We start from the raw sequence: 18,614 nt of genomic DNA, 5'->3' as shown, positions 1-18,614 counted from the left end.
ACCGCCCGCGCCCCCTTTCAGAGAACCCGTATGACCATGATCACCCTCGCCCTGTCCAAGGGCCGCATCTTCGACGAGACCCTGCCGCTCCTGGCCGCTGCCGGCATCAAGGTGCTCGAAGACCCCGAAAAATCGCGCAAGCTCATCCTGCCCACCAACCAGCCCGACGTGCGCGTGGTGCTGGTGCGCGCCACCGACGTGCCCACCTACGTGGAGTACGGCGGCGCCGACATCGGCGTGACCGGCAAGGACACCCTCATCGAGCATGGCGGCCAGGGCCTGTACCAGCCGCTGGACCTGCAGATCGCCAAATGCCGCGTGAGCGTCGCCGTGCGCAACGACTTCGACTACGAGCGCGCCGTCAAGCAGGGCTCGCGCCTGAAGGTGGCCACCAAGTACACCTCCATCGCGCGCGACTTCTTCGCCACCAAGGGGGTGCACGTGGACATGGTCAAACTCTATGGCAGCATGGAGTTGGCGCCGCTGATCGGCCTGTCCGACGCCATCGTCGACCTGGTGTCCACGGGCAATACTCTGAAGGCCAACCACCTCGTGGAGGTCGAGCGCATCATGGACATCAGCTCCTACCTGGTCGTCAACCAGGCCGCGCTCAAGCTCAAGCAGGCCCCGCTGCGCCGCATCATCGATGCCTTTGCTGCGGCCACCGCAGCGCGCGCCTGAACGAATCACCGATTTCCCACAGCGACAGAGACCCGAAAGCCATGCAAGCCAAGCCCGTACGCCTGAGCACCGATAGCGCCGATTTCGAAGCCGCCTTCCGCGATCGCCTGCATTGGTCCGCCGACACGGATGCGGCCATTGAGCAGCGCGTGGCCGACATCCTGGCCGATGTGCAGGCGCGTGGCGATGCCGCCGTGCTCGATTACACGGCGCGCTTCGACGGCCTGGCGGCCGATTCCATGGCCGGGCTTGAACTCACGCAGGCCGATTTCAAGGCCGCGTTCGACGCCATTCCCGCGGCCCAGCGCGATGCCTTGCAGGCCGCTGCCCGGCGCGTGCGCAGCTACCACGAGGCGCAGAAGAAGGCCTCGGGCGAGAGCTGGAGCTACCGCGACGAGGACGGCACCCTGCTGGGCCAGAAGGTCACCCCGCTCGATCGCGTGGGCATCTACGTGCCCGGCGGCAAGGCGGCCTACCCGTCGAGCCTGCTCATGAACGCCATCCCCGCCCACGTGGCCGGCGTGCAGGAGATCATCATGGTGGTGCCCACGCCCGTTCGCGGCAGCGTGGCCACCGGCGGCTCGGGCGCGCAGCTGGCATCCACCAAGGGCGAACGCAACGAGCTGGTGCTGGCGGCGGCCTACGTGGCTGGCGTCACGCGCGCCTTCACCATCGGCGGGGCGCAGGCCGTGGCCGCGCTGGCCTATGGCACCGACACCGTGCCCAAGGTCGACAAGATCACCGGCCCGGGCAACGCCTACGTGGCCAGCGCCAAGAAGCGCGTGTTTGGTACCGTGGGCATCGACATGATCGCCGGCCCCAGCGAAATCCTGGTGCTGGCCGACGGCAGCACCCCGGCCGACTGGGTGGCGATGGATCTGTTCTCCCAGGCCGAGCACGACGAGCTGGCGCAGAGCATTCTGCTGTGCCCCGACGCGGCCTACATCGACGCCGTGCAGGAGGCCATCGACCGCCTGCTGCCCACCGTGCCCCGCGCCGAGATCATCGCCAAGAGCCTGAACGGCCGGGGCGCCCTGATCCACACGCGCAGCATGGAAGAGGCCTGCGCCATCAGCAACCGCATCGCCCCCGAGCACCTGGAGGTGAGCAGCATCGAACCGCACCGCTGGGAGCCCCTGCTGCGCCACGCGGGCGCCATCTTCCTCGGGGCCTATACCAGCGAAAGCCTGGGCGACTACTGCGCAGGCCCCAACCATGTGCTGCCCACCAGCGGCACGGCACGCTTCAGTTCGCCACTGGGCGTCTACGACTTCCAGAAGCGCAGCAGCCTCATCGAGGTGAGCGAGGCCGGTGCCCAGGCCCTGGGCACCATCGCGGCCGAACTCGCCTATGGCGAAGGCCTGCAGGCCCACGCGCGCGCTGCCGAGCTGCGGCTCAAGCCCGTGCCGCCAGCCCGGGGCTGATAGCCTTTTTTCAGGCCGCCTGCAGGCGGATGGACGCGCCCGGCGCGGGCACATCGGCCGCCGCTGAACGGTCCGATGCATCCGAATTCCGGTGCCGCGCCCAGCTCAGGCGCGCCGGCCGGCCGCCCTCGGCGCTCACGCGCAGCCGCACCGGCCCGGCGAACGACAGGCGCTGGCCTGCATCAAGGAAATAGTCTTCGAGCAGGCCATCGCAGGTGACCCAGACGCGGCCCTGCTCGACTTCGAGCAGGCCGGTTTCGCCCGTGCGGAATTCGAGCGCCTGCACGGCCTGCAGAGGCGGCAAGGGTTGGCGGTTCCACTGCAGCGCCAGGGCCTGTGGCCGCAGCGGTGGGACAGTGGTCAAAGCGGGGGAGGGGGTGTGCAGTGAGTTCATGCCTTGCACTGTGCGCGCCCGCGCCCTGGGCCACCAGCCACAGCACGGCGCGAGCTGGTGCAGTACAGATCCCCCGCTGCGGGGCTCTGTGTCGTATTGACTGGGGTCAATCTGTACTGGCCATCGCTGGCCCTGCCAGTACAGAATGAAGCCATGGACGCCGTGGAAACCACCCCCCTCTACCTGCAGATCGCGGCCCAACTGGCCGAACTGGTGCGCAACGGCACCCTGGCGCGCGGCGAGAAGATGCCTTCGGTGCGCGAACTGGCGCGCCAGCGCGGCGTGGCCCAGAGCACCGTGGTGCAGGCCTACCACTGGCTCGAGGACGCGCGGCTGATCACGGCGCGCCCGCGCTCGGGCTTCTTCGTGGCGGCGCGCCCTGTCAACCTGCCCGAGCCCACCACCCCACGCCCGCTGCGCCGCCCGCGCGAGGTGTCGGTGGACTGGCTGGGCCAGCGCATCATGGGCCGTGCCCAGCCGGCGGACATGCTCTCCTTCAGCAGCGGCACCCCGGGGCCCGACATGCTCAACCCCGACCGCGTGCGCCGCGCGGTGGTGCGCTCCGTGCAGCGCAACCGTCAGCTGCTGTGCACCTATCCCTCGTCGGCCGGGCAGGAGGAGGCGCGGCGCGCCCTGGCGCGCTATGCCGTGGGCCTGGGCTGCAGCCTGGACCCCGAGAACATCGTGATCACCGGAGGCTGCATGGACAGCATCGCCCTGTGCCTGCGCGCCGTCACCCAGCCGGGCGACGTGGTGGCGCTGGAGTCGCCCACGCACTTTTCCTTCCTCGAAGTGCTGCAAGGCCTGCACCTCAAGGCGCTGGAGATCCCCACGCACCCGCGCCACGGCATCTCGCTCGATGCGCTGCAGCTTGCGCTCGATACGCAGCCCGTGAAGGCCCTGATGGTGGTGCCCACGCTGAGCAACCCGCTGGGCAGCTGCATGCCCCAGCCCGAGCGTCGCCGGCTGGCGCAGATGGCCTCGCGCCACGGCATGGCGGTGATCGAGGACGCGATCTACGCCGACCTGGCCGAGTCCGACGAGATGCGCCGCACCGTCAAGTCCTACGACACCACGGGCCACGTGATGCTCTGCGACTCGTTCTCCAAGACCCTGGCCCCGGGCCTGCGCCTGGGCTGGGTCGAGGCCGGGCGCTGGACCGAGCAACTGCGCAGCATCAAGGACATGCAGGCCGGCGGCCAGTCGGCCGTGCTGGAGCTGGCGCTGGCCGACCTCATCAACCAGAGCGGGCATGCGGCCGCCATGCGCCAGCTGCGCGCGGCGGCTGCGGCCCGGCTCGACGAGGTGCGCCACACCATCGGCGCGCACTTTCCGCCGGGCACGCGGGTCAGCGACCCGCCCGGCGGCATGCTGCTGTGGGTGGAGCTGCCGCGCGCGCTCGACTCGGTGCAACTGCATGAAGCCTGCCTGGCCGAACACATCCTGATCGCCCCCGGCACCGTGTTCAGCGCCAGCGGGCGCTTTCGCAACTGCCTGCGCATCGGCGTGGGGGGCGACTGGACCCCGGAACACCTGGTGGCCCTGCGCACCGTGGGCGAGATGGCCTGCCGCGTGCTCCAGGCCACCGATCGCAAGGTCGCCTGAATTTCTACACGAACTTCGTGGAGCACGAACTTCGTGTAATATGGATCCCATGAAAAACGTCACCATCACCATGGACGACGCCGCCGCCGAATGGGTGCGCATCGAAGCCGCCAAGCGCGGCAGCAGCGTGTCGCGCCTGGTGGGCGAGTGGCTGGCCGAAAAGATGCGCCAGGAAGACGCCTACGCCCAGGCCATGCGCGAGGCGCTGGGCTTCGAGAGCTGGGGCGCTTCCAGCGGCCCCTATGTGCCGCGCGAAATCCTGTTCCAGCGATGAGCAGCACCGTGCCCTTGTTCGTCGACACCGAGCTGCTGCTGGCCAGCGTGGACGACCGCGACCCAGTGCGCCAGGCGCGGGCCCGCGAGTGGCTGGGCTTTTGCTGGCAGACGCGCAGCGGGCGCATCAGCTCCCAGGTGCTCAACGAGCTGTACAACCAGGCCATCCAGCGCTTCGAGGGCCCGCGCACCGTGCCCCTGGTGCGCGCCCAGGTGCGGCGCCTGCGCGTGTGGCTGCCGCCGCACCTCGACGCCTACACCGTGGACGGCGCCTGGGACCTGCAGGACCGCTATGGTCTGGGCTACTGGGACGCGCTCATCGTCTCCTCGGCCCACCAGCAGGGCTGCCGCTACCTGCTCACCGAGGCGCTGCCGCACGATCAGGTGCTGGACGCCGTGCGCTGCATCAACCCCTTTCTTGTCGCCCCCAACGAACTGGACACCGCCGAATGACCACCACTGCCCCGCCTCTGGCCGCCCTGAACCGCATCCGTGCCGACGTGCGCGCCATGCATGCCTATGCCGTGCAGCCGTCCACCGGCATGCTCAAGATGGACGCGATGGAAAACCCGTTTCGCCTGCCCGCCCACCTGCAGGCCGCGCTGGGCCAGCGCCTGGGCGCGCTGGCGCTCAACCGCTACCCGGGCGAGCGCCTGAACGACCTGAAGGCCGCGTTGGCGAAGTACGCCGGCATGCCCGAGGGTCACGGCATCGTGCTGGGCAATGGGTCCGACGAACTCATCACCCTGCTGGCCCTGGCCTGCGCCCAGCCCGGCGAGCGTGCCACCATGCTGGCGCCCATGCCCGGCTTCGTGATGTACCCGCTGAGCGCGCAACTGCAGGGCCTGGATTTCGTGGGCGTGCCGCTCACTGCCGATTTCGAGCTCGACGAGCCGGCCATGCTGGCCGCCATCGCCCAGCACCGCCCGGCCATCACCTACATCGCCTACCCCAACAACCCCACGGCCACGCTGTGGGATGAGGGCGCGGTGCAGCGCATCATCGACGCGGTGGGCGCACAGGGCGGCTTCGTGGTGATGGACGAGGCCTACCAGCCCTTCGCCAGCCGCACCTGGATCGACCGCATGCGCGCCGAACCGGCGCGCAACGGCCATGTGCTGCTCATGCGCACGCTCAGCAAGTTCGGCCTGGCCGGGGTGCGCCTGGGCTACCTCATCGCGCCAGCGGCCGTGACCACCGAGATCGACAAGGTGCGCCCGCCCTACAACGTGAGCGTGCTCAACTGCGAGGCAGCGCTGTTCGCGCTGGAGCATGCCGACGTATTCGCCGACCAGGCGGCCGAGCTGCGCGCCCAGCGCACACTGCTGGTGCAGGCCCTCAGGGCCCTGCCGGGCATCGAAAAGTGCTGGGACAGCGAGGCCAACATGGTGCTGGTGCGTGTGGCCGATTCCGCCACAACCTGCGAGGGCATGAAAAAGCGCAAGGTCCTCGTCAAGAACGTTTCTACAATGCACCCCATGCTGGTGAACTGCCTGCGCCTCACGGTGGGCAACGCCGACGACAACGCGCAGATGCTTGCTGCGCTCCAAGCCTCCCTATGACTTCTTCTGCACTCGTTCCCTCCGCCTCGACCGACCCACAGGCCGACCGCACCGCCGAGGTCAGCCGCAACACCGCCGAGACGCACATCACCGTGCGCATCAACCTCGACGGCACCGGCCAGGCCAAGCTGCACACCGGCATCGGCTTTTTCGACCACATGCTCGAACAGATCGCCCGCCACGGCCTGATCGACCTGGAGGTCGACTGCGACGGCGACCTGCACATCGACGGCCACCACACGGTGGAAGACGTGGGCATCACCCTGGGCCAGGCCTTCGCGCGCGCCGTGGGCGACAAGAAGGGCATCACCCGCTACGGCCATGCCTATGTGCCGCTGGACGAGGCGCTGAGCCGCGTGGTGGTCGATTTCTCGGGCCGCCCCGGGCTGCACCTGCACATCCCGTTCACGGCGGGCAGCATCGGCGGCTTCGACACGCAGCTCACCTACGAATTCTTCCAGGGCTTCGTGAACCACGCGGGCGTGACGCTGCACATCGACAACCTCAAGGGCATCAACGCGCACCACCAGTGCGAAACAGTGTTCAAGGCCTTTGCCCGCGCGCTGCGCTCGGCCCTCACGCGCGACCCGCGCGCCGCCGGCACCATTCCGTCCACCAAGGGCAGTCTCTGATTCCCACACGCTGAAAAAAGGCCGCTACCGATTTTTCGCCAAGCGCCGATAGCTATGAATATGGAAGCAAAAACCGTCGCCGTGGTTGATTACGGCATGGGCAACCTGCGCTCGGTGTCGCAGGCCGTGCAGGCTGCGGCCGAAGGCTCGGGCTGGACCGTGGTCGTCACCTCGCGCCCCGAAGACGTGCGCGCCGCCCAGCGCATCGTGCTGCCGGGGCAGGGCGCCATGCCCGACTGCATGCGCGAGCTGCGCGACTCGGGCCTCTCGGAGTCCGTGCTCGAAGCGGCGGCCAGCAAACCGATGTTCGGAGTGTGCGTGGGCATGCAGATGCTGCTGGACCACAGCGCCGAGGGCGACACGCCCGGCCTGTCGCTGATCCCTGGCGAGGTGCGCAAGTTCGACCTCGCCGGCCGCAACCAGCCCGATGGCAGCCGTTTCAAGGTGCCGCAGATGGGCTGGAACCAGGTGCGCCAGGTGGCGCACGGCGGTGCGGTACATCCGGTATGGTCCGGCGTGCCTGACGGCAGCTACTTCTATTTCGTGCACAGTTTCTATGCCCGGCCGCAGAATGCAGCGCACTGCGCGGGCGAGGCCGACTACGGCGGTGTGTTCGCCGCAGCAATTGCACGCGATAATATTTTTGCCACGCAGTTCCACCCCGAGAAAAGTGCGGAGCACGGCCTGGCGCTGTACCGCAATTTCCTGCACTGGAACCCCTGAGTTTTCATTTCCAACCCTGTTCGGGCCGAGCCCGGCCTCGCCCTTTTTCACCCGAACCCACCATGCTGCTCATTCCCGCCATCGACCTCAAGGACGGCCACTGCGTACGCCTCAAGCAAGGCGACATGGACCAATCCACCACCTTCGGTGAAGACCCTGCCGCCATGGCGCGCAAGTGGCTGGAGGCCGGCGCACGCCGCCTGCACCTGGTGGACCTGAACGGCGCCTTTGCCGGCGTGCCCAAGAACTTCACCGCGATCAAGTCCATCCTCCAGGAAGTGGGCGAGGACATCCCGGTGCAGCTCGGTGGCGGTATCCGCGACCTGGACACCATCGAAAAATACATCGATGGCGGCCTGCGCTACGTGATCATCGGCACGGCGGCGGTGAAGAACCCCGGCTTCCTCAAGGACGCCTGCAGTGCCTTCGGCGGCCACATCATCGTCGGCCTCGATGCCAAGGACGGCAAGGTTGCCACCGATGGCTGGAGCAAACTCACCGGCCACGAGGTCGTGGATTTGGCCAAGAAGTTCGAGGACTGGGGCGTCGAGTCCATCATCTACACCGACATCGGCCGTGACGGCATGCTCTCGGGCATTAACATCGAAGCCACCGTCAAGCTCGCGCAGTCGCTGAGCATCCCCGTGATCGCCTCGGGCGGCCTGTCGAACATGGCCGACATAGAGAAGCTCTGTGCGGTCGAGGGTGAGGGCGTCGAAGGCGTGATCTGCGGGCGCGCCATCTACAGTGGGGACCTCGATTTCGCGGCAGCGCAGGCGCGTGCCGATGAACTCAATGGCTGACGCGTAAAGCGCGCCCCAACGACTACCTTTGACTGACATGCTTGCCAAACGCATCATCCCCTGCCTGGACGTGACCGGAGGCCGCGTGGTCAAGGGCGTCAACTTCGTCGAGTTGCGCGATGCGGGCGACCCCGTCGAGATCGCCGCGCGCTACAACGCGCAGGGCGCCGACGAGCTGACCTTTCTCGACATCACCGCCACCAGCGATGGGCGCGACCTGATCCTGCCCATCATCGAAGCCGTGGCCAGCCAGGTGTTCATTCCGCTCACCGTCGGCGGAGGCGTGCGCACGGTGGCCGATGTGCGCCGCCTGCTCAATGCGGGCGCGGACAAGACCAGCTTCAACTCGGCCGCGATTGCCGACCCCGGCGTGATCAATGCGGCATCGGACAGGTACGGTGCGCAGTGCATCGTGGTGGCCATTGATGCCAAGCGCCGCTCTGAAGAGGATGCGCAGCGCACCGGGGCCGACGGCAAGGCCGTGGGCCCGGGTTGGGATGTGTACAGCCATGGTGGGCGCAAGAACACCGGCCTGGACGCCGTGGCCTGGGCCACCGAGATGGCGCGCCGCGGCGCGGGCGAGATCCTGCTCACCAGCATGGACCGCGACGGCACCAAGGCCGGCTTCGACCTGGCGCTGACGCGTGCGGTGAGTGATGCGGTGAGCGTGCCCGTGATCGCCTCGGGCGGCGTGGGCAACCTCGACCACCTGGCCGACGGCATCCAGATCGGCGGCGCCGACGCGGTGCTGGCCGCCAGCATCTTCCACTATGGTGAGTACACCGTGGGCCAGTCCAAGCAGCACATGGCGGGGCGGGGCATCCCGGTGCGGCTGTTATGAGGGGCTCCTTGCGGGCCCTGGCCGCTGCCATGGCCCTGTGCGCCGGTTTTGCCGCCATGCCAGCCGCAGCACAGCAGGTGCCGGCGCCGTCCTATGCGCGCGGCTATTTCGACCGCATTCCCTGCGTGGACCGCATCGGTCGTTGCTTTGACGCGACCATCGGCGGCAAGGCGGTGCAGGTGATTGCCGACAAGGCCGAGTACGAAAAGCTCAAGGCCCTCCTGGCCGAGCTCAACGACAACGTGCGCGAGGTCTACTGGATCGTGCGCGAACCGGTGGACGGCAAGGTGGCGCTCGACGTGCTCACACGCCCCAACGCCATGGGCCTGGCCCATGTGGGCGAAGAAAAGGAAGAGCCCGACGTCACGGTCTACGGGCTCGATGGCCAGGATCTGGAGAGCGAGACTGAAATGGTGGCGCAACAGAGCGTGCGCGTGAACGGCCAGCCGGTCGTCACGCAGCAAGAGACGCTGACGCAGGACTTTCTGCCTCCCGGCCGCTACGTGATCGCCATCAAGTACCTGGGCCGCAAGAACTGGGACCGCAAGCGGGTCTTCCTCACGGTGGCAAAGCCCTGAGGGGCTGAGTGGCTAGGGTGCAGGCCAGCGTGAGTGCCTGAATCCATCGGTGGCAGGGGGCGGCGGGCCTTCTAGCGGCAGCCACAGCTGCACCACCGTGCCGCCCAGGTGACCCGGAAGTATCCGCGCATGGCCACCCAACTGGCGCGCACGTTCGTCAATGTGGTTCAGCCCCCGCCCCGGGGTGTTGCCTGCCAGGGAGGGCAGCCCGCGGCCATCGTCCTCGATCTGAACGCAGACCCCCGGCCCCGTGTCCACAGTGGCCGATAGCGTGACATTGGCCGCCCCGGAGTGCTTGACCACGTTGGCCAGCGCCTCCTGCACGATGCGCAGCACGTGCAGCGCCGCAGGCGCATCCAGCCAGGGCAGCGGCGGAAGGTCGTCCATGTGCCAGTGCAGGGTGATGCCGCCCTGTGCCAGCCGGTGGCCTACGCGCTGGCGCAGGGTTGCCAGCAGGGTGGTCAGGTCCTGGTCGATGGGCTCCATCGAATCGATGGTCAGGCGCAAGTCTTCCAGGCAGTCGCGCAGCACCTGGGCCACATCGCCCTGCGACAGGCGTCCTTGTTCCATCTGTCCCAGCGACGACACCAGCATGGCACCCAGGCCATCGTGCATGTCGCGCGTGAGCCGCTGGCGCTCCGTCAGCCGCACGCGCTCGTTTTCCACCTCGGCCAGCAGGGCGAAATTGCCCTGCAGCGCGCGCTGCTGTTCCGAGAGCTTGTCCTGCAGCACCTGGGCCGCGCCTTCCGCGTGCTCCAGCGCGCTGATGTAGCGGCGGTTCACGGCGTACAGGAAAGCGCCCAGCACCAGCACCATGGCGTAAGGCATGAGGTACAGGCTCTCGGGCGATATGCGCAGCTGCAGCAGCGCCAGGTCGTGCACGCCCAGGCCCAGGCAGATGCACAGCGCCAGCGCCAGCACCCGCAACTCGCGGCTGCCCCGCCAGGCCGACCCGGCGATGAGCAGGGTCACGCCCATGGCGACCAGCGTATTGGCGGCATGCAGCAGCAGCGGCGTATCCAGAGCCCAGGGCAGGAACGGCATGGACATGGCCGATACCAGGACCGCAAAGCCCAGCAGCAGGCGCTCTACCCACGGAAAGCGACGCGTGGCAAAACGCAGCGAAAACAGGTAGACCAGCAGCATGACCCAGGTCATCGAGGCATCGGTGGCCCACCAGAACCAGCGCAGGGCGTCGAGGTTCTGTGGCAGCTCGATGCCGTAGTGCAGGTTGCGCAGCCACCAGGCCAGCGATGCCAGGCCGAAGTACAGGTAGGCCGTGTCCTTGCGGCGGCGCCACCAGAACGCCAGCGAGAACAGCCCGAGCATGACGAGCGTGGTGCTGGCCGCCAGGGGCACGGTGACGACCCAGCGCTGGCGTGCCGACCACAGGCTCTGCAGTTCAGTCTCCGCTCCCAGCCACAGACGGCTCAGTGCATAGCTGCCGTCGGCGCGCGGTGGCAGCGCGAGGAACAGCAGGCAACTGCCGTGGGGCTGGGCGGCGGCGCTGGGCAGCCGCAGCAGGATGGGCTGGTTCCACTGCGAGGGCCAGGCCGGGCTGTTGTCCAGCAACTGGCGCGTGGCCTGTGCATTGCGCAGCCATACCTGCAGGGGGCCGCCGTTCACGCGGGGCAGGTACAGGGCCAGCGTCTCCTGGGCTGCCGGCACAGGGCATGCCGTGCGGTACCAGACCGTGGGCAGGGGCAGATTGACGGCTGCCCGTGTGGTGGCCTTGCGCTGTATGGCCTGGGGCAGCTCGACAGGGTGCCACTGCCCCTGCGCTCCCTCCCCCGGCGGGCCGATGGAGGGCTCGGACCCCGGCACGGGCTCCCAGCGCTCCACGCGCGAAACCATGGCATTGGTGATGTCGGTGGCCGGTTCCAGCAGGCTTGCATGCGCCAGCGATGGGGCCCAATCCAGCAAGTGCGCCAGGGCCAGGCAGGCAGATGCCATCCAGCGCCAACCCTGTCGGCCTGGGGCTGGCGTGCCGGGCTGCAGGGTGCGGGAGGGGCGGGCCACGGAAATGCCGGTGCAGTGCTGGGCTGGGCTGGGGCCGTCAGTCGCCCATCAGCCCGCGCTTGCGGGCTTCGTAGACCGCCTCGGAGCGGGAGTGCACCTGCAGCTTGCGGTAGCTGCGCTTGACGTAGGTGAGCACGGTCTGCTGGGTCACGCCCATCATCTGTGCGATCTCGCGGTAGCTGTAGCCCTTGGCGGCCAGGCCAAGCATCTCGCATTCGCGGTCGCTGAGTAGGCCCGCGTCGGCCTCGCTGGCGACGGTATCCGGCGGGCTGGCCTGCGGGCGCTGGCGCGAGCTGCCCGCAGGGGCCAGCCGGGTCAGCAGGCGCCGGGCGATCACGGGGCTGATGGGGCTGCCGCCTGCGTGCACGGCGCGCACCATCTCGGCCAGGTCCAGGGCCGGTGTGTCCTTGAGCACGTAGCCCGTGGCGCCGGCTGCCAGTGCCTGCATGACATGGGCCTCGTCGCCGAACACGGTGACCACCACCACCTCGCAATGGGGCGCAATGCCCGCGCTGCGCGCGATCACCTCGATGCCGTTGAGGTCGGGCAGGCCCAGGTCCAGCAGCAGCACCTGGGGCTGGTGCCGGGCCAGCAGGGCCAGGCCCGAGGCCGCGTCACCGGCGGCACCCACCAGGCGCAGGTCGGGCGCGGCGGCAATGCTGTCGCACAGGCGCTGCCTGAACGGGGGGTCGTCCTCGATCACGAGCACGGAGAGCAAAGCGGACATGGGGGGCGGGCCTTGGAAGCTCGGCGGTGGATTTCATGATACGCGCGGCCTGCTGTCACAGCTGCTTGCATATGAACCGTTTTGTCCCGTGTTCGAGGGACAGACGGGCGCGGCGCGTGGCGGAAGAATCCATGCACCTTCACTGCTCGCAGGAGTTGCTCCATGTCTGATTCCTTGAACAGGTTCTTGCGCCGGGCCCTCGTGCTGGCCGGCTCCCTGGCCGGGCTGGCCTGTCCGGCGCTGGCCGCCATTCCGCATGTCGTCATCGGCGACTACCACATGCTTCTGCTCAACGCCGACGGCAGCGTCACCTCCTGGGGGCGCGGGGACTCGGGGCAATTGGGCCGTGGCCAGGCCGACCGCAACAACCCCGCGCCCGCGAAGATCGCATCGCTGGGCACGGAGGTGGTGGCCCTGACCGCCGGGGGACAACTGTCCGCAGCCGTGAAGCGCGACGGCAGCGTCTGGGTCTGGGGCAATGTCTCCGACGGGCTGATCGGCTCCAACACCTCGGGCGGGCAGTTCCGCTACGAGCCCGTCCAGGTGCCTGGCCTGTCGGGCATCGTCTCGGTGCTCGCCGCCACCAACGGCTATTCGCTCTATGCCACGGACAGCAATGGCCAGATCTGGGCCTGGGGTTACGACAATGGCTACGGCAACCTGGGCCTGGGCCCCGGTGGGCCGCAGCAGCGGGGCCAGCCGCAGCCCGTTGCCGGCGCCACCGGCATCGTGCAGCTGGCGGTGACAGGCACGCAAATGATCGGCCGCCGCCAGGACGGCAGCCTGATCGGCTGGGGCAGCAACGCCGTGCGCGACAACCCCATCCAGGCGGTGGCGGCCGCCACGGATCCCCTGGGCGTGACGGCGCTCAAGCCCACGGGTCTGGCCTTCATTGACGCGACGGCCACGGGCAACGCGGCCGGTCTGTACTACGGCATCAAGAACGGCCAGGCGCTGGCCTGGGGCGACACCAACAGCGGCATGCTGACCTGCGGCCAGGAGAACGCGCAGACGGCGGCCCAGCCCTACACCATCAAGAACCTGGCCAACCTGCGCCAGATCGCTGCAGGCGGGGGCTCCGCGCTGTTCGTCGACGGGGCCGGCAGCGTGTTTGCCTGCGGCCAGGGCAGCAATGGCCTGCTGGGCGACGGCACGACGGCCTCCACCAAGTGGGATTCGGTGCCGGCCAACGCCAAGGCGGGCCCGGTGCGGGTGCAGGGCCTGCCCGGCCCGGTGTCGTACGTCTTCACGGGCGCCTTCGCTGCGGCGGCGCTCATGCCCGATGGCGCGGTCTACACCTGGGGCCGCACCGACGGAGGTGTGCTGGGCAACGGGGTCACCACCTCCAACGGCGTCGTGAGCACGCCCACGCGCATCGCGCTCAACGCCGGGGTGGACAACAGCAGCAACCCTGGCAACACCGGCAATCCAGGGACTCCGGGAACCGGTGGCCCTGGCACCGGCACGCCCGCGCCGGGCACCGAGCCCGCCTTCAGCACCGCCCAGAGCGGCCCGCTGAACAACCTGACGGCCCGGGCCGGCGTGACCCTGCCTGCGGCGCACGCGGGCCAGCCGGGCGCGATCTTCGTGGTTCTGGCGCTGGCGGATGGCCGCGTGCTCATGCTGGACGGGGCGCAGTCGACCTTCGTGCCCTACAACCCCTTCGCGACCGCTGCGCTGTACGTGGGGGCGCTGCCGGTGTCGGCGCCCATCCTCAACATCAACGGCATGGACCTGAGTGCGCTGGTCGGCAGCAGCATCTTCCTGGGCTATGGCCTCGGGGTGAATTCCCAGGCCGCCGTGAACGAGATGCTGCGCGCGGGGCGCTTCTCCAACGTGCTGACACTGCGCTGAGCGGTCCTGCCTCCACGCGGTCCACGCCTTCGCCCGCATCCGTGCGGGCGGGCGTGGACCGCTTGCGTCGGGAGGCCCGTGCAATGCCCTGCCTGGGGTCGGTCATTCAAATCGCCGACAATCCGGGCCATGAACTGGCTCAACGAAGTGAAATGGGATGCGCAGGGCCTGGTGCCCGTGATCGCGCAGGAGCAGGGCACGGGCGACGTGCTGATGTTTGCGTGGATGAACCGCGAGGCGCTGGAAAAGACCGCAGAACTCGGCCGCGCCGTGTATTTCAGCCGCTCGCGCGGCAAGCTGTGGTTCAAGGGCGAGGAGTCGGGCCACGTGCAGACGGTGCACGAGATCCGCCTGGACTGCGACAACGACGTGGTGCTGCTCAAGGTGACCCAGTTGGGCCACGAGCCCGGCATCGCCTGCCACACGGGCCGACACAGCTGTTTCTTCAGCGTGCTCAGGGACGGTGCATGGAAAGCCGTCGATCCGGTCTTGAAAGACCCCGAATCCATCTACAAGTAACAAGACCATGAGTTCCAATGACTCCCTGGCGCGCCTGGCGGCCGTCATCGAAAGCCGCAAACCCGCCAACGGGGGCGACCCCGAGAAGAGCTACGTCTCGCGCCTGCTGCACAAGGGGCCTGATGCCTTTCTCAAGAAGATCGGCGAAGAGGCCACCGAGGTGGTCATGGCCGCCAAGGACGTGGACCATGGGGCCCATGCCAGCAAGCTGGTCTACGAGGTGGCCGACCTGTGGTTCCACTCCATGATCGCGCTGGCCCACTATGGCCTGACGCCCGCCGACGTGATCGCCGAGCTGGAGCGCCGCGAGGGTACCAGCGGCATCGAGGAGAAAGCCCTGCGCAAGGCCGTTGCGCGTGCAGCCCACGAAGAAGGATCCCCATGAGCGACATCATCGACGTGCGAACCAATGACCAGAAGGCCGAAAGCCTCAAGAACATCGGCTGGATCAGCTATGCGCTGCACCTGATCGTGGCCCTGGGCGCCGTGTTGCCGGGCACGCAGGCCAGCGCGTTGCTGCTGGTGATCGCCCTGGTGCTCGACCTGGTCAAGCGCGGCGATGCCCAGGGCACCTGGCAGGAGAACCATTTTTCCTGGCGCATCCGCTCCGTCCTCTGGGCCGGCGCGCTGTACGCGGTGACTGCGCCGCTGTGGCTGCTGTTCCTGCTGCCCGGCTGGATCGCCTGGGGCATCATCTCGCTGTGGTTCCTGTACCGCATCGTGCGCGGCATGCTGGCCATGAGCAAGAACCAGGCGGTGGATGGCTGAACCGCCTGCGCTGCGGCGCCTGAACCTGGCGTTGCAGGGCGGGGGCTCGCACGGCGCGCTGACCTGGGGCGTGCTCGATGCCTTGCTGGAAGACGGGCGCTGGCAGATCGACGGCATCAGCGGCACCAGCGCCGGCGCGATGAACGCCGTGGCCCTGGCCCATGGCTTTGCCCAGGCGGCGCAGGCCCACAAGGACCCCGAAGAGGCGCGCCAGGCCGGCTGCGCCCTGGCACGCGCGTCGCTCACCCGGCTGTGGGAGGGCGTGGGGTCTCTGGGCAGCCTGACCTGGGGCACGCCGCTGTCGGCAGCCAACCCGCTGGTGGGCATGATGGCCCAGTGGCTATCGCCCTACCAGACCAACCCGCTCGGGTTCAATCCCTTGCGCCAATTACTGGAGCGCGAGGTGGATTTTGGCCTGCTGTGCTCGGCCCGTTCCAGCATCGAGAGCGTGGTGCCGCAGGTGTTCGTGTGCGCGACCAACGTGCGCACGGGGCGCGGTGAGATCTTCTCGGGCCCGCGGCTGAGTGCCGACGCCGTGATGGCCTCGGCCTGCCTGCCCATGGTGTTCAAGGCGGTGGAGATCGATGGCGAGCACTACTGGGACGGTGGATATTCGGGCAACCCGGCGCTGCACCCGCTGATCTACCAGACCCAAACCTCGGACATCCTGCTGGTGCAGATCAACCCGATCGAGCACCTCTCCGTACCCGACAGCGCGCATGAAATCGTGGAGCGTATGAACGAGGTCACCTTCAACGCCAGCCTGCTGGCCGAGCTGCGCGCCATCGAGTTCGTGCGCCGGCTGCTGGCCGAGGGCAAGCTCGACGCGCGCCGCTACAAGAACGTGCTGATGCACCGCATCGACGGGGGCGCGGTGCTCGCACCCTTGGGTGCGGACAGCAAGGCACGTGCCGACACCGCCTTCGTGCGCCAGCTGTTCGAGCTGGGGCGCCAGGCGGGTAAAAGCTGGATGAAGGCCCACCGCAAGGACGTGGGCGTGCGCCCGAGCATCAAGATCGCAGACAATGCGTGAATGTGCCGCCTGGCAACGACAACACCGCCTTTTTTCTCACCATGTACGATCCGAACTGCCTTTTCTGCAAAATCATCGCGGGCCAGATTCCATCGAAGAAGGTCCATGAGGACGATGACATGTTCGTCTTCCATGACATCCATCCGTGGGCCCCAGTGCACTTCCTGATGGTGCCCAAGGTGCATATCCCTTCCATGGCCCAGGTCACCGAGGCGGATGCCGGGGTGCTGGGGCGCATGATGGCGCTGGCGCCGAAGCTGGCCCAGGAGCAGGGCTGCAACCCCTACCCGGAAGGCGGCTTTCGCATCGTGGTAAACACGGGGCTTGAAGGCGGCCAGGAAATCCACCACCTGCACATCCACGTGATGGGCGGTCCCCGCCCTTGGCTCAAAGGCTGACCCTGGCTGACGTCCGGGGCCGATAGACCCCTGGTTCGCGACAGGGGGTGTGAACTTCGGTCACGGCCGGGGTCTAAAATGATTGCAATTCGTTAGGAGATATTCCATGGGCTCTTTTTCCATCTGGCACTGGCTGATCGTGCTGCTGATCGTCGTCATGGTGTTCGGCACCAAGAAGCTCAAGAACATGGGCTCCGACCTCGGAGGCGCCGTCAAGGGCTTCAAGGACGGCATGAAGGACGGTTCCACGGCCGACAGCGGTGCTGTCAATCCCCCCGCTGGCCAGGTGACCAGCAGCCAGGCGGCCGACAAGACCACCATCGATGTCGAAGCCAAGCAAAAGAGCTGACCGCTGAGCGGACACCTGCTTCATGATTGATATTGGCCTGTCCAAGATGGCGCTGATCGGCGCCGTGGCGCTGATCGTCATCGGCCCCGAAAAGCTGCCGCGCGTGGCCCGCACGGTGGGCACCTTGCTGGGCAAGGCACAGCGCTACGTGGCCGACGTCAAGTCCGAGGTCAACCGGTCCATGGAGCTCGACGAGCTGCGCAAGATGAAGGACACGGTGGAAGGCGCCGCACGCGACGTGCAGCAGTCCATCCAGACCGGTGCCAGCGAGTTCGAAAAGGACTGGGCTGCAGCGACGGACATGAGCACCCCCGAGCCCTTCGAGACTTCGGTGGTGGTGCCCGCCTACAAGAATCCCGGCAAGAACTGGCGCCTCAAGCGTGGCGCCACGCCCCAGTGGTACAAGTCGCGCAGCGGGGTGCGCACCAAGGCGCAGTCCGGCGCGGCGCGCGTCGCCCGGTACCGGCCCCAGAAATTCCATTGACGATGCCGCGCAGCCTTTGGTGCGCGCTGCATGGGCGGCCCCCACGCCCCTGAAAATCCAACATGTCCGAAACTCCCCCCAAAGAAGACGAGCTGGCCGGTACCGAGCAGCCGTTTGTGCAGCACCTGATGGAGCTGCGCGACCGGCTGGTCAAGGCCATCATTGCCATCGCTATCGCGGCGGCAATCCTGTTCTTCTTTCCCGGCCCTGGCGCGCTCTATGACTTCCTGGCGGCGCCCCTGGTGGCCCACCTGCCCAAGGGCGCCACGCTGATCGCCACCTCGGTGATCTCGCCCTTCATGGTGCCGCTCAAGATATTGTTGATGTCGGCCTTCCTGCTGGCGCTGCCCGTCGTGCTGTGGCAGGTCTGGGCCTTCGTGGCGCCGGGCCTGTACTCGCACGAGAAGAAGCTGGTGCTGCCGCTGGTGGTGTCCAGCACGCTGCTGTTCTTCATCGGCGTGGCGTTCTGCTACTACTTCGTGTTCGGGCAGGTGTTTGCCTTCATCCAGAGCTTTGCGCCCAAGAGCATCACGGCCGCGCCTGACATCGAGGCCTACCTGAGCTTCGTGCTCTCGATGTTCCTGGCCTTCGGCATGGCATTCGAGGTGCCTATCGCGGTGGTGGTGCTGGCCCGCATGAACATCGTCAGCGTGGAAAAGCTCAAAAGCTTTCGCGGCTACTTCGTAGTGGGGGCCTTTGTCGTGGCGGCCATCGTGACGCCACCGGACGTGGTCTCGCAGCTCGCGCTGGCCGTGCCCATGTGCATCCTGTACGAGGTGGGCATCTGGGCCGCGCAGATCTTCATCAAGCACACCAAGGCCCCGGAAGATGCCGACGAAGCTGCATCCTCGTCGTCTTCCTGACCAGAAACCCAACTGCAGCCCCTGAGGGCAAAAAAAAGCAACTGCCGCTCGAAGCGCCTGTTGCTTTTTTCATGGGGCTGCCAG

General features: G+C 67.8%; 23 protein-coding genes. 20 read left to right on the top strand and 3 right to left on the bottom strand.

Going from position 1 to position 18,614, the window contains the following annotated elements; all coding sequences use genetic code 11:
• The first annotated feature begins 36 nt into the window (after nucleotides 1-36).
• Together hisG and hisD are read left to right on the top strand one after the other, a co-directional pair.
• Nucleotides 37-681 (top strand): ATP phosphoribosyltransferase, encoded by a 645-nt coding sequence (hisG, locus tag ASE28_RS05165; protein WP_369818120.1) that lies wholly within the window; start codon nucleotides 37-39, stop codon nucleotides 679-681.
• A 41-nt stretch (nucleotides 682-722) separates the two neighbouring features.
• Nucleotides 723-2,105 (top strand): histidinol dehydrogenase, encoded by a 1,383-nt coding sequence (hisD, locus tag ASE28_RS05160; RefSeq protein ID WP_057265174.1) that lies wholly within the window; start codon nucleotides 723-725, stop codon nucleotides 2,103-2,105.
• A gap of 10 nt (nucleotides 2,106-2,115) precedes the next feature.
• Here hisD and ASE28_RS05155 read toward each other — a convergent pair whose 3' ends face one another.
• The gene (locus ASE28_RS05155; RefSeq protein ID WP_235516044.1) at nucleotides 2,116-2,469 is read right to left on the bottom strand and encodes a DUF2917 domain-containing protein; all 354 of its coding nucleotides are present in this window, start codon (nucleotides 2,467-2,469) and stop codon (nucleotides 2,116-2,118) included.
• Between the two features lie 183 nt (nucleotides 2,470-2,652).
• Here ASE28_RS05155 and ASE28_RS05150 point away from each other — a divergent pair, with 183 nt between their 5' ends.
• From ASE28_RS05150 to ASE28_RS05110, 9 genes are all read left to right on the top strand, one after another.
• Complete coding sequence (locus tag ASE28_RS05150; RefSeq protein WP_057265170.1) at nucleotides 2,653-4,104, top strand: PLP-dependent aminotransferase family protein; 1,452 nt, start codon at nucleotides 2,653-2,655, stop codon at nucleotides 4,102-4,104.
• Nucleotides 4,105-4,153: 49 nt separating this feature from the next.
• Entirely contained in the window at nucleotides 4,154-4,378 is a 225-nt protein-coding gene (locus ASE28_RS05145; protein WP_057205247.1) for a hypothetical protein, read from the top strand.
• On the top strand, nucleotides 4,375-4,830 hold the full coding sequence (locus tag ASE28_RS05140; RefSeq protein WP_057265168.1) for a PIN domain-containing protein: 456 nt from the start codon (nucleotides 4,375-4,377) through the stop codon (nucleotides 4,828-4,830). The genes ASE28_RS05145 and ASE28_RS05140 overlap by 4 nt, the downstream gene beginning before the upstream one ends.
• A complete protein-coding gene (gene hisC, locus ASE28_RS05135; RefSeq protein ID WP_057205057.1) occupies nucleotides 4,827-5,939 on the top strand; it encodes a histidinol-phosphate transaminase in 1,113 nt (370 codons plus the stop codon). Before ASE28_RS05140 ends, hisC begins: the two co-directional genes overlap by 4 nt.
• The gene (gene hisB, locus ASE28_RS05130) at nucleotides 5,936-6,571 is read left to right on the top strand and encodes an imidazoleglycerol-phosphate dehydratase HisB (RefSeq protein ID WP_057205054.1); all 636 of its coding nucleotides are present in this window, start codon (nucleotides 5,936-5,938) and stop codon (nucleotides 6,569-6,571) included. Before hisC ends, hisB begins: the two co-directional genes overlap by 4 nt.
• 54 nt (nucleotides 6,572-6,625) lie before the next feature.
• Nucleotides 6,626-7,294 carry an imidazole glycerol phosphate synthase subunit HisH gene (gene hisH, locus ASE28_RS05125; protein WP_057265166.1) on the top strand — a complete coding sequence of 223 codons (669 nt, stop codon included), beginning with the start codon at nucleotides 6,626-6,628 and terminating at the stop codon, nucleotides 7,292-7,294.
• 62 nt (nucleotides 7,295-7,356) lie between these two features.
• Nucleotides 7,357-8,097 (top strand): 1-(5-phosphoribosyl)-5-[(5-phosphoribosylamino)methylideneamino]imidazole-4-carboxamide isomerase, encoded by a 741-nt coding sequence (hisA, locus tag ASE28_RS05120; RefSeq protein ID WP_057265164.1) that lies wholly within the window; start codon nucleotides 7,357-7,359, stop codon nucleotides 8,095-8,097.
• A 37-nt stretch (nucleotides 8,098-8,134) separates the two neighbouring features.
• Nucleotides 8,135-8,938, top strand: coding sequence for an imidazole glycerol phosphate synthase subunit HisF (gene hisF / locus ASE28_RS05115; RefSeq protein WP_057205046.1), 804 nt, complete (start codon nucleotides 8,135-8,137; stop codon nucleotides 8,936-8,938).
• Nucleotides 8,935-9,516, top strand: coding sequence for a hypothetical protein (locus ASE28_RS05110; protein WP_235514767.1), 582 nt, complete (start codon nucleotides 8,935-8,937; stop codon nucleotides 9,514-9,516). The genes hisF and ASE28_RS05110 overlap by 4 nt, the downstream gene beginning before the upstream one ends.
• A gap of 12 nt (nucleotides 9,517-9,528) precedes the next feature.
• Here ASE28_RS05110 and ASE28_RS05105 read toward each other — a convergent pair whose 3' ends face one another.
• Entirely contained in the window at nucleotides 9,529-11,535 is a 2,007-nt protein-coding gene (locus ASE28_RS05105; protein ID WP_157421875.1) for a sensor histidine kinase, read from the bottom strand.
• A gap of 37 nt (nucleotides 11,536-11,572) precedes the next feature.
• Nucleotides 11,573-12,262 (bottom strand): response regulator transcription factor, encoded by a 690-nt coding sequence (locus tag ASE28_RS05100; RefSeq protein WP_057205040.1) that lies wholly within the window; start codon nucleotides 12,260-12,262, stop codon nucleotides 11,573-11,575.
• Between the two features lie 162 nt (nucleotides 12,263-12,424).
• On the opposite strand from ASE28_RS05100, the gene ASE28_RS05095 reads away from it, so the two are divergent.
• The 9 genes from ASE28_RS05095 (at nucleotide 12,425) to tatC (ending at nucleotide 18,530) form a co-directional block, all read left to right on the top strand.
• Nucleotides 12,425-14,116, top strand: coding sequence for an RCC1 repeat-containing protein (locus ASE28_RS05095; protein ID WP_082607909.1), 1,692 nt, complete (start codon nucleotides 12,425-12,427; stop codon nucleotides 14,114-14,116).
• Nucleotides 14,117-14,236: 120 nt separating this feature from the next.
• On the top strand, nucleotides 14,237-14,635 hold the full coding sequence (hisI, locus tag ASE28_RS05090; RefSeq protein WP_186457775.1) for a phosphoribosyl-AMP cyclohydrolase: 399 nt from the start codon (nucleotides 14,237-14,239) through the stop codon (nucleotides 14,633-14,635).
• A gap of 7 nt (nucleotides 14,636-14,642) precedes the next feature.
• Entirely contained in the window at nucleotides 14,643-15,020 is a 378-nt protein-coding gene (locus tag ASE28_RS05085) for a phosphoribosyl-ATP diphosphatase (protein WP_057265158.1), read from the top strand.
• Complete coding sequence (locus ASE28_RS05080) at nucleotides 15,017-15,403, top strand: hypothetical protein (RefSeq protein WP_057205033.1); 387 nt, start codon at nucleotides 15,017-15,019, stop codon at nucleotides 15,401-15,403. Before ASE28_RS05085 ends, ASE28_RS05080 begins: the two co-directional genes overlap by 4 nt.
• Nucleotides 15,396-16,436 (top strand): patatin-like phospholipase family protein, encoded by a 1,041-nt coding sequence (locus ASE28_RS05075; RefSeq protein WP_057265153.1) that lies wholly within the window; start codon nucleotides 15,396-15,398, stop codon nucleotides 16,434-16,436. Before ASE28_RS05080 ends, ASE28_RS05075 begins: the two co-directional genes overlap by 8 nt.
• Nucleotides 16,437-16,477: 41 nt before the next feature.
• On the top strand, nucleotides 16,478-16,834 hold the full coding sequence (locus ASE28_RS05070) for a histidine triad nucleotide-binding protein (protein ID WP_057265297.1): 357 nt from the start codon (nucleotides 16,478-16,480) through the stop codon (nucleotides 16,832-16,834).
• Between the two features lie 106 nt (nucleotides 16,835-16,940).
• Nucleotides 16,941-17,183 (top strand): Sec-independent protein translocase subunit TatA, encoded by a 243-nt coding sequence (tatA, locus tag ASE28_RS05065; protein WP_057205028.1) that lies wholly within the window; start codon nucleotides 16,941-16,943, stop codon nucleotides 17,181-17,183.
• A 22-nt stretch (nucleotides 17,184-17,205) separates the two neighbouring features.
• Nucleotides 17,206-17,667 (top strand): Sec-independent protein translocase protein TatB, encoded by a 462-nt coding sequence (gene tatB, locus ASE28_RS05060; RefSeq protein WP_057205025.1) that lies wholly within the window; start codon nucleotides 17,206-17,208, stop codon nucleotides 17,665-17,667.
• 62 nt (nucleotides 17,668-17,729) lie between these two features.
• Nucleotides 17,730-18,530 carry a twin-arginine translocase subunit TatC gene (gene tatC / locus ASE28_RS05055; RefSeq protein WP_057205022.1) on the top strand — a complete coding sequence of 267 codons (801 nt, stop codon included), beginning with the start codon at nucleotides 17,730-17,732 and terminating at the stop codon, nucleotides 18,528-18,530.
• The last annotated feature ends 84 nt before the right edge of the window (nucleotides 18,531-18,614 follow it).

The sequence above is a fragment of the Acidovorax sp. Root219 genome (assembly GCF_001428665.1).
Lineage (GTDB): Bacteria > Pseudomonadota > Gammaproteobacteria > Burkholderiales > Burkholderiaceae_C > Acidovorax.
This window is presented reverse-complemented; position numbering and strand designations above follow the sequence as displayed.

What these genes read in the sequence shown, in the direction of transcription:
- tatC (WP_057205022.1), top strand. Translation starts at nt 17,730, where the DNA reads ATGTCCGAAACTCCCCCCAAAGAAGACGAGCTGGCCGGTACCGAGCAG.
- hisH (WP_057265166.1), top strand. Translation starts at nt 6,626, where the DNA reads ATGAATATGGAAGCAAAAACCGTCGCCGTGGTTGATTACGGCATGGGC.
- hisC (WP_057205057.1), top strand. Translation starts at nt 4,827, where the DNA reads ATGACCACCACTGCCCCGCCTCTGGCCGCCCTGAACCGCATCCGTGCC.
- ASE28_RS05080 (WP_057205033.1), top strand. Translation starts at nt 15,017, where the DNA reads ATGAGCGACATCATCGACGTGCGAACCAATGACCAGAAGGCCGAAAGC.
- ASE28_RS05075 (WP_057265153.1), top strand. Translation starts at nt 15,396, where the DNA reads ATGGCTGAACCGCCTGCGCTGCGGCGCCTGAACCTGGCGTTGCAGGGC.
- hisD (WP_057265174.1), top strand. Translation starts at nt 723, where the DNA reads ATGCAAGCCAAGCCCGTACGCCTGAGCACCGATAGCGCCGATTTCGAA.
- ASE28_RS05070 (WP_057265297.1), top strand. Translation starts at nt 16,478, where the DNA reads ATGTACGATCCGAACTGCCTTTTCTGCAAAATCATCGCGGGCCAGATT.
- hisB (WP_057205054.1), top strand. Translation starts at nt 5,936, where the DNA reads ATGACTTCTTCTGCACTCGTTCCCTCCGCCTCGACCGACCCACAGGCC.
- ASE28_RS05100 (WP_057205040.1), bottom strand. Translation starts at nt 12,262, where the DNA reads ATGTCCGCTTTGCTCTCCGTGCTCGTGATCGAGGACGACCCCCCGTTC.
- ASE28_RS05095 (WP_082607909.1), top strand. Translation starts at nt 12,425, where the DNA reads ATGTCTGATTCCTTGAACAGGTTCTTGCGCCGGGCCCTCGTGCTGGCC.
- tatA (WP_057205028.1), top strand. Translation starts at nt 16,941, where the DNA reads ATGGGCTCTTTTTCCATCTGGCACTGGCTGATCGTGCTGCTGATCGTC.
- ASE28_RS05145 (WP_057205247.1), top strand. Translation starts at nt 4,154, where the DNA reads ATGAAAAACGTCACCATCACCATGGACGACGCCGCCGCCGAATGGGTG.
- tatB (WP_057205025.1), top strand. Translation starts at nt 17,206, where the DNA reads ATGATTGATATTGGCCTGTCCAAGATGGCGCTGATCGGCGCCGTGGCG.
- hisF (WP_057205046.1), top strand. Translation starts at nt 8,135, where the DNA reads ATGCTTGCCAAACGCATCATCCCCTGCCTGGACGTGACCGGAGGCCGC.
- hisA (WP_057265164.1), top strand. Translation starts at nt 7,357, where the DNA reads ATGCTGCTCATTCCCGCCATCGACCTCAAGGACGGCCACTGCGTACGC.
- hisG (WP_369818120.1), top strand. Translation starts at nt 37, where the DNA reads ATGATCACCCTCGCCCTGTCCAAGGGCCGCATCTTCGACGAGACCCTG.
- ASE28_RS05140 (WP_057265168.1), top strand. Translation starts at nt 4,375, where the DNA reads ATGAGCAGCACCGTGCCCTTGTTCGTCGACACCGAGCTGCTGCTGGCC.
- ASE28_RS05110 (WP_235514767.1), top strand. Translation starts at nt 8,935, where the DNA reads ATGAGGGGCTCCTTGCGGGCCCTGGCCGCTGCCATGGCCCTGTGCGCC.
- ASE28_RS05085 (WP_057265158.1), top strand. Translation starts at nt 14,643, where the DNA reads ATGAGTTCCAATGACTCCCTGGCGCGCCTGGCGGCCGTCATCGAAAGC.
- ASE28_RS05150 (WP_057265170.1), top strand. Translation starts at nt 2,653, where the DNA reads ATGGACGCCGTGGAAACCACCCCCCTCTACCTGCAGATCGCGGCCCAA.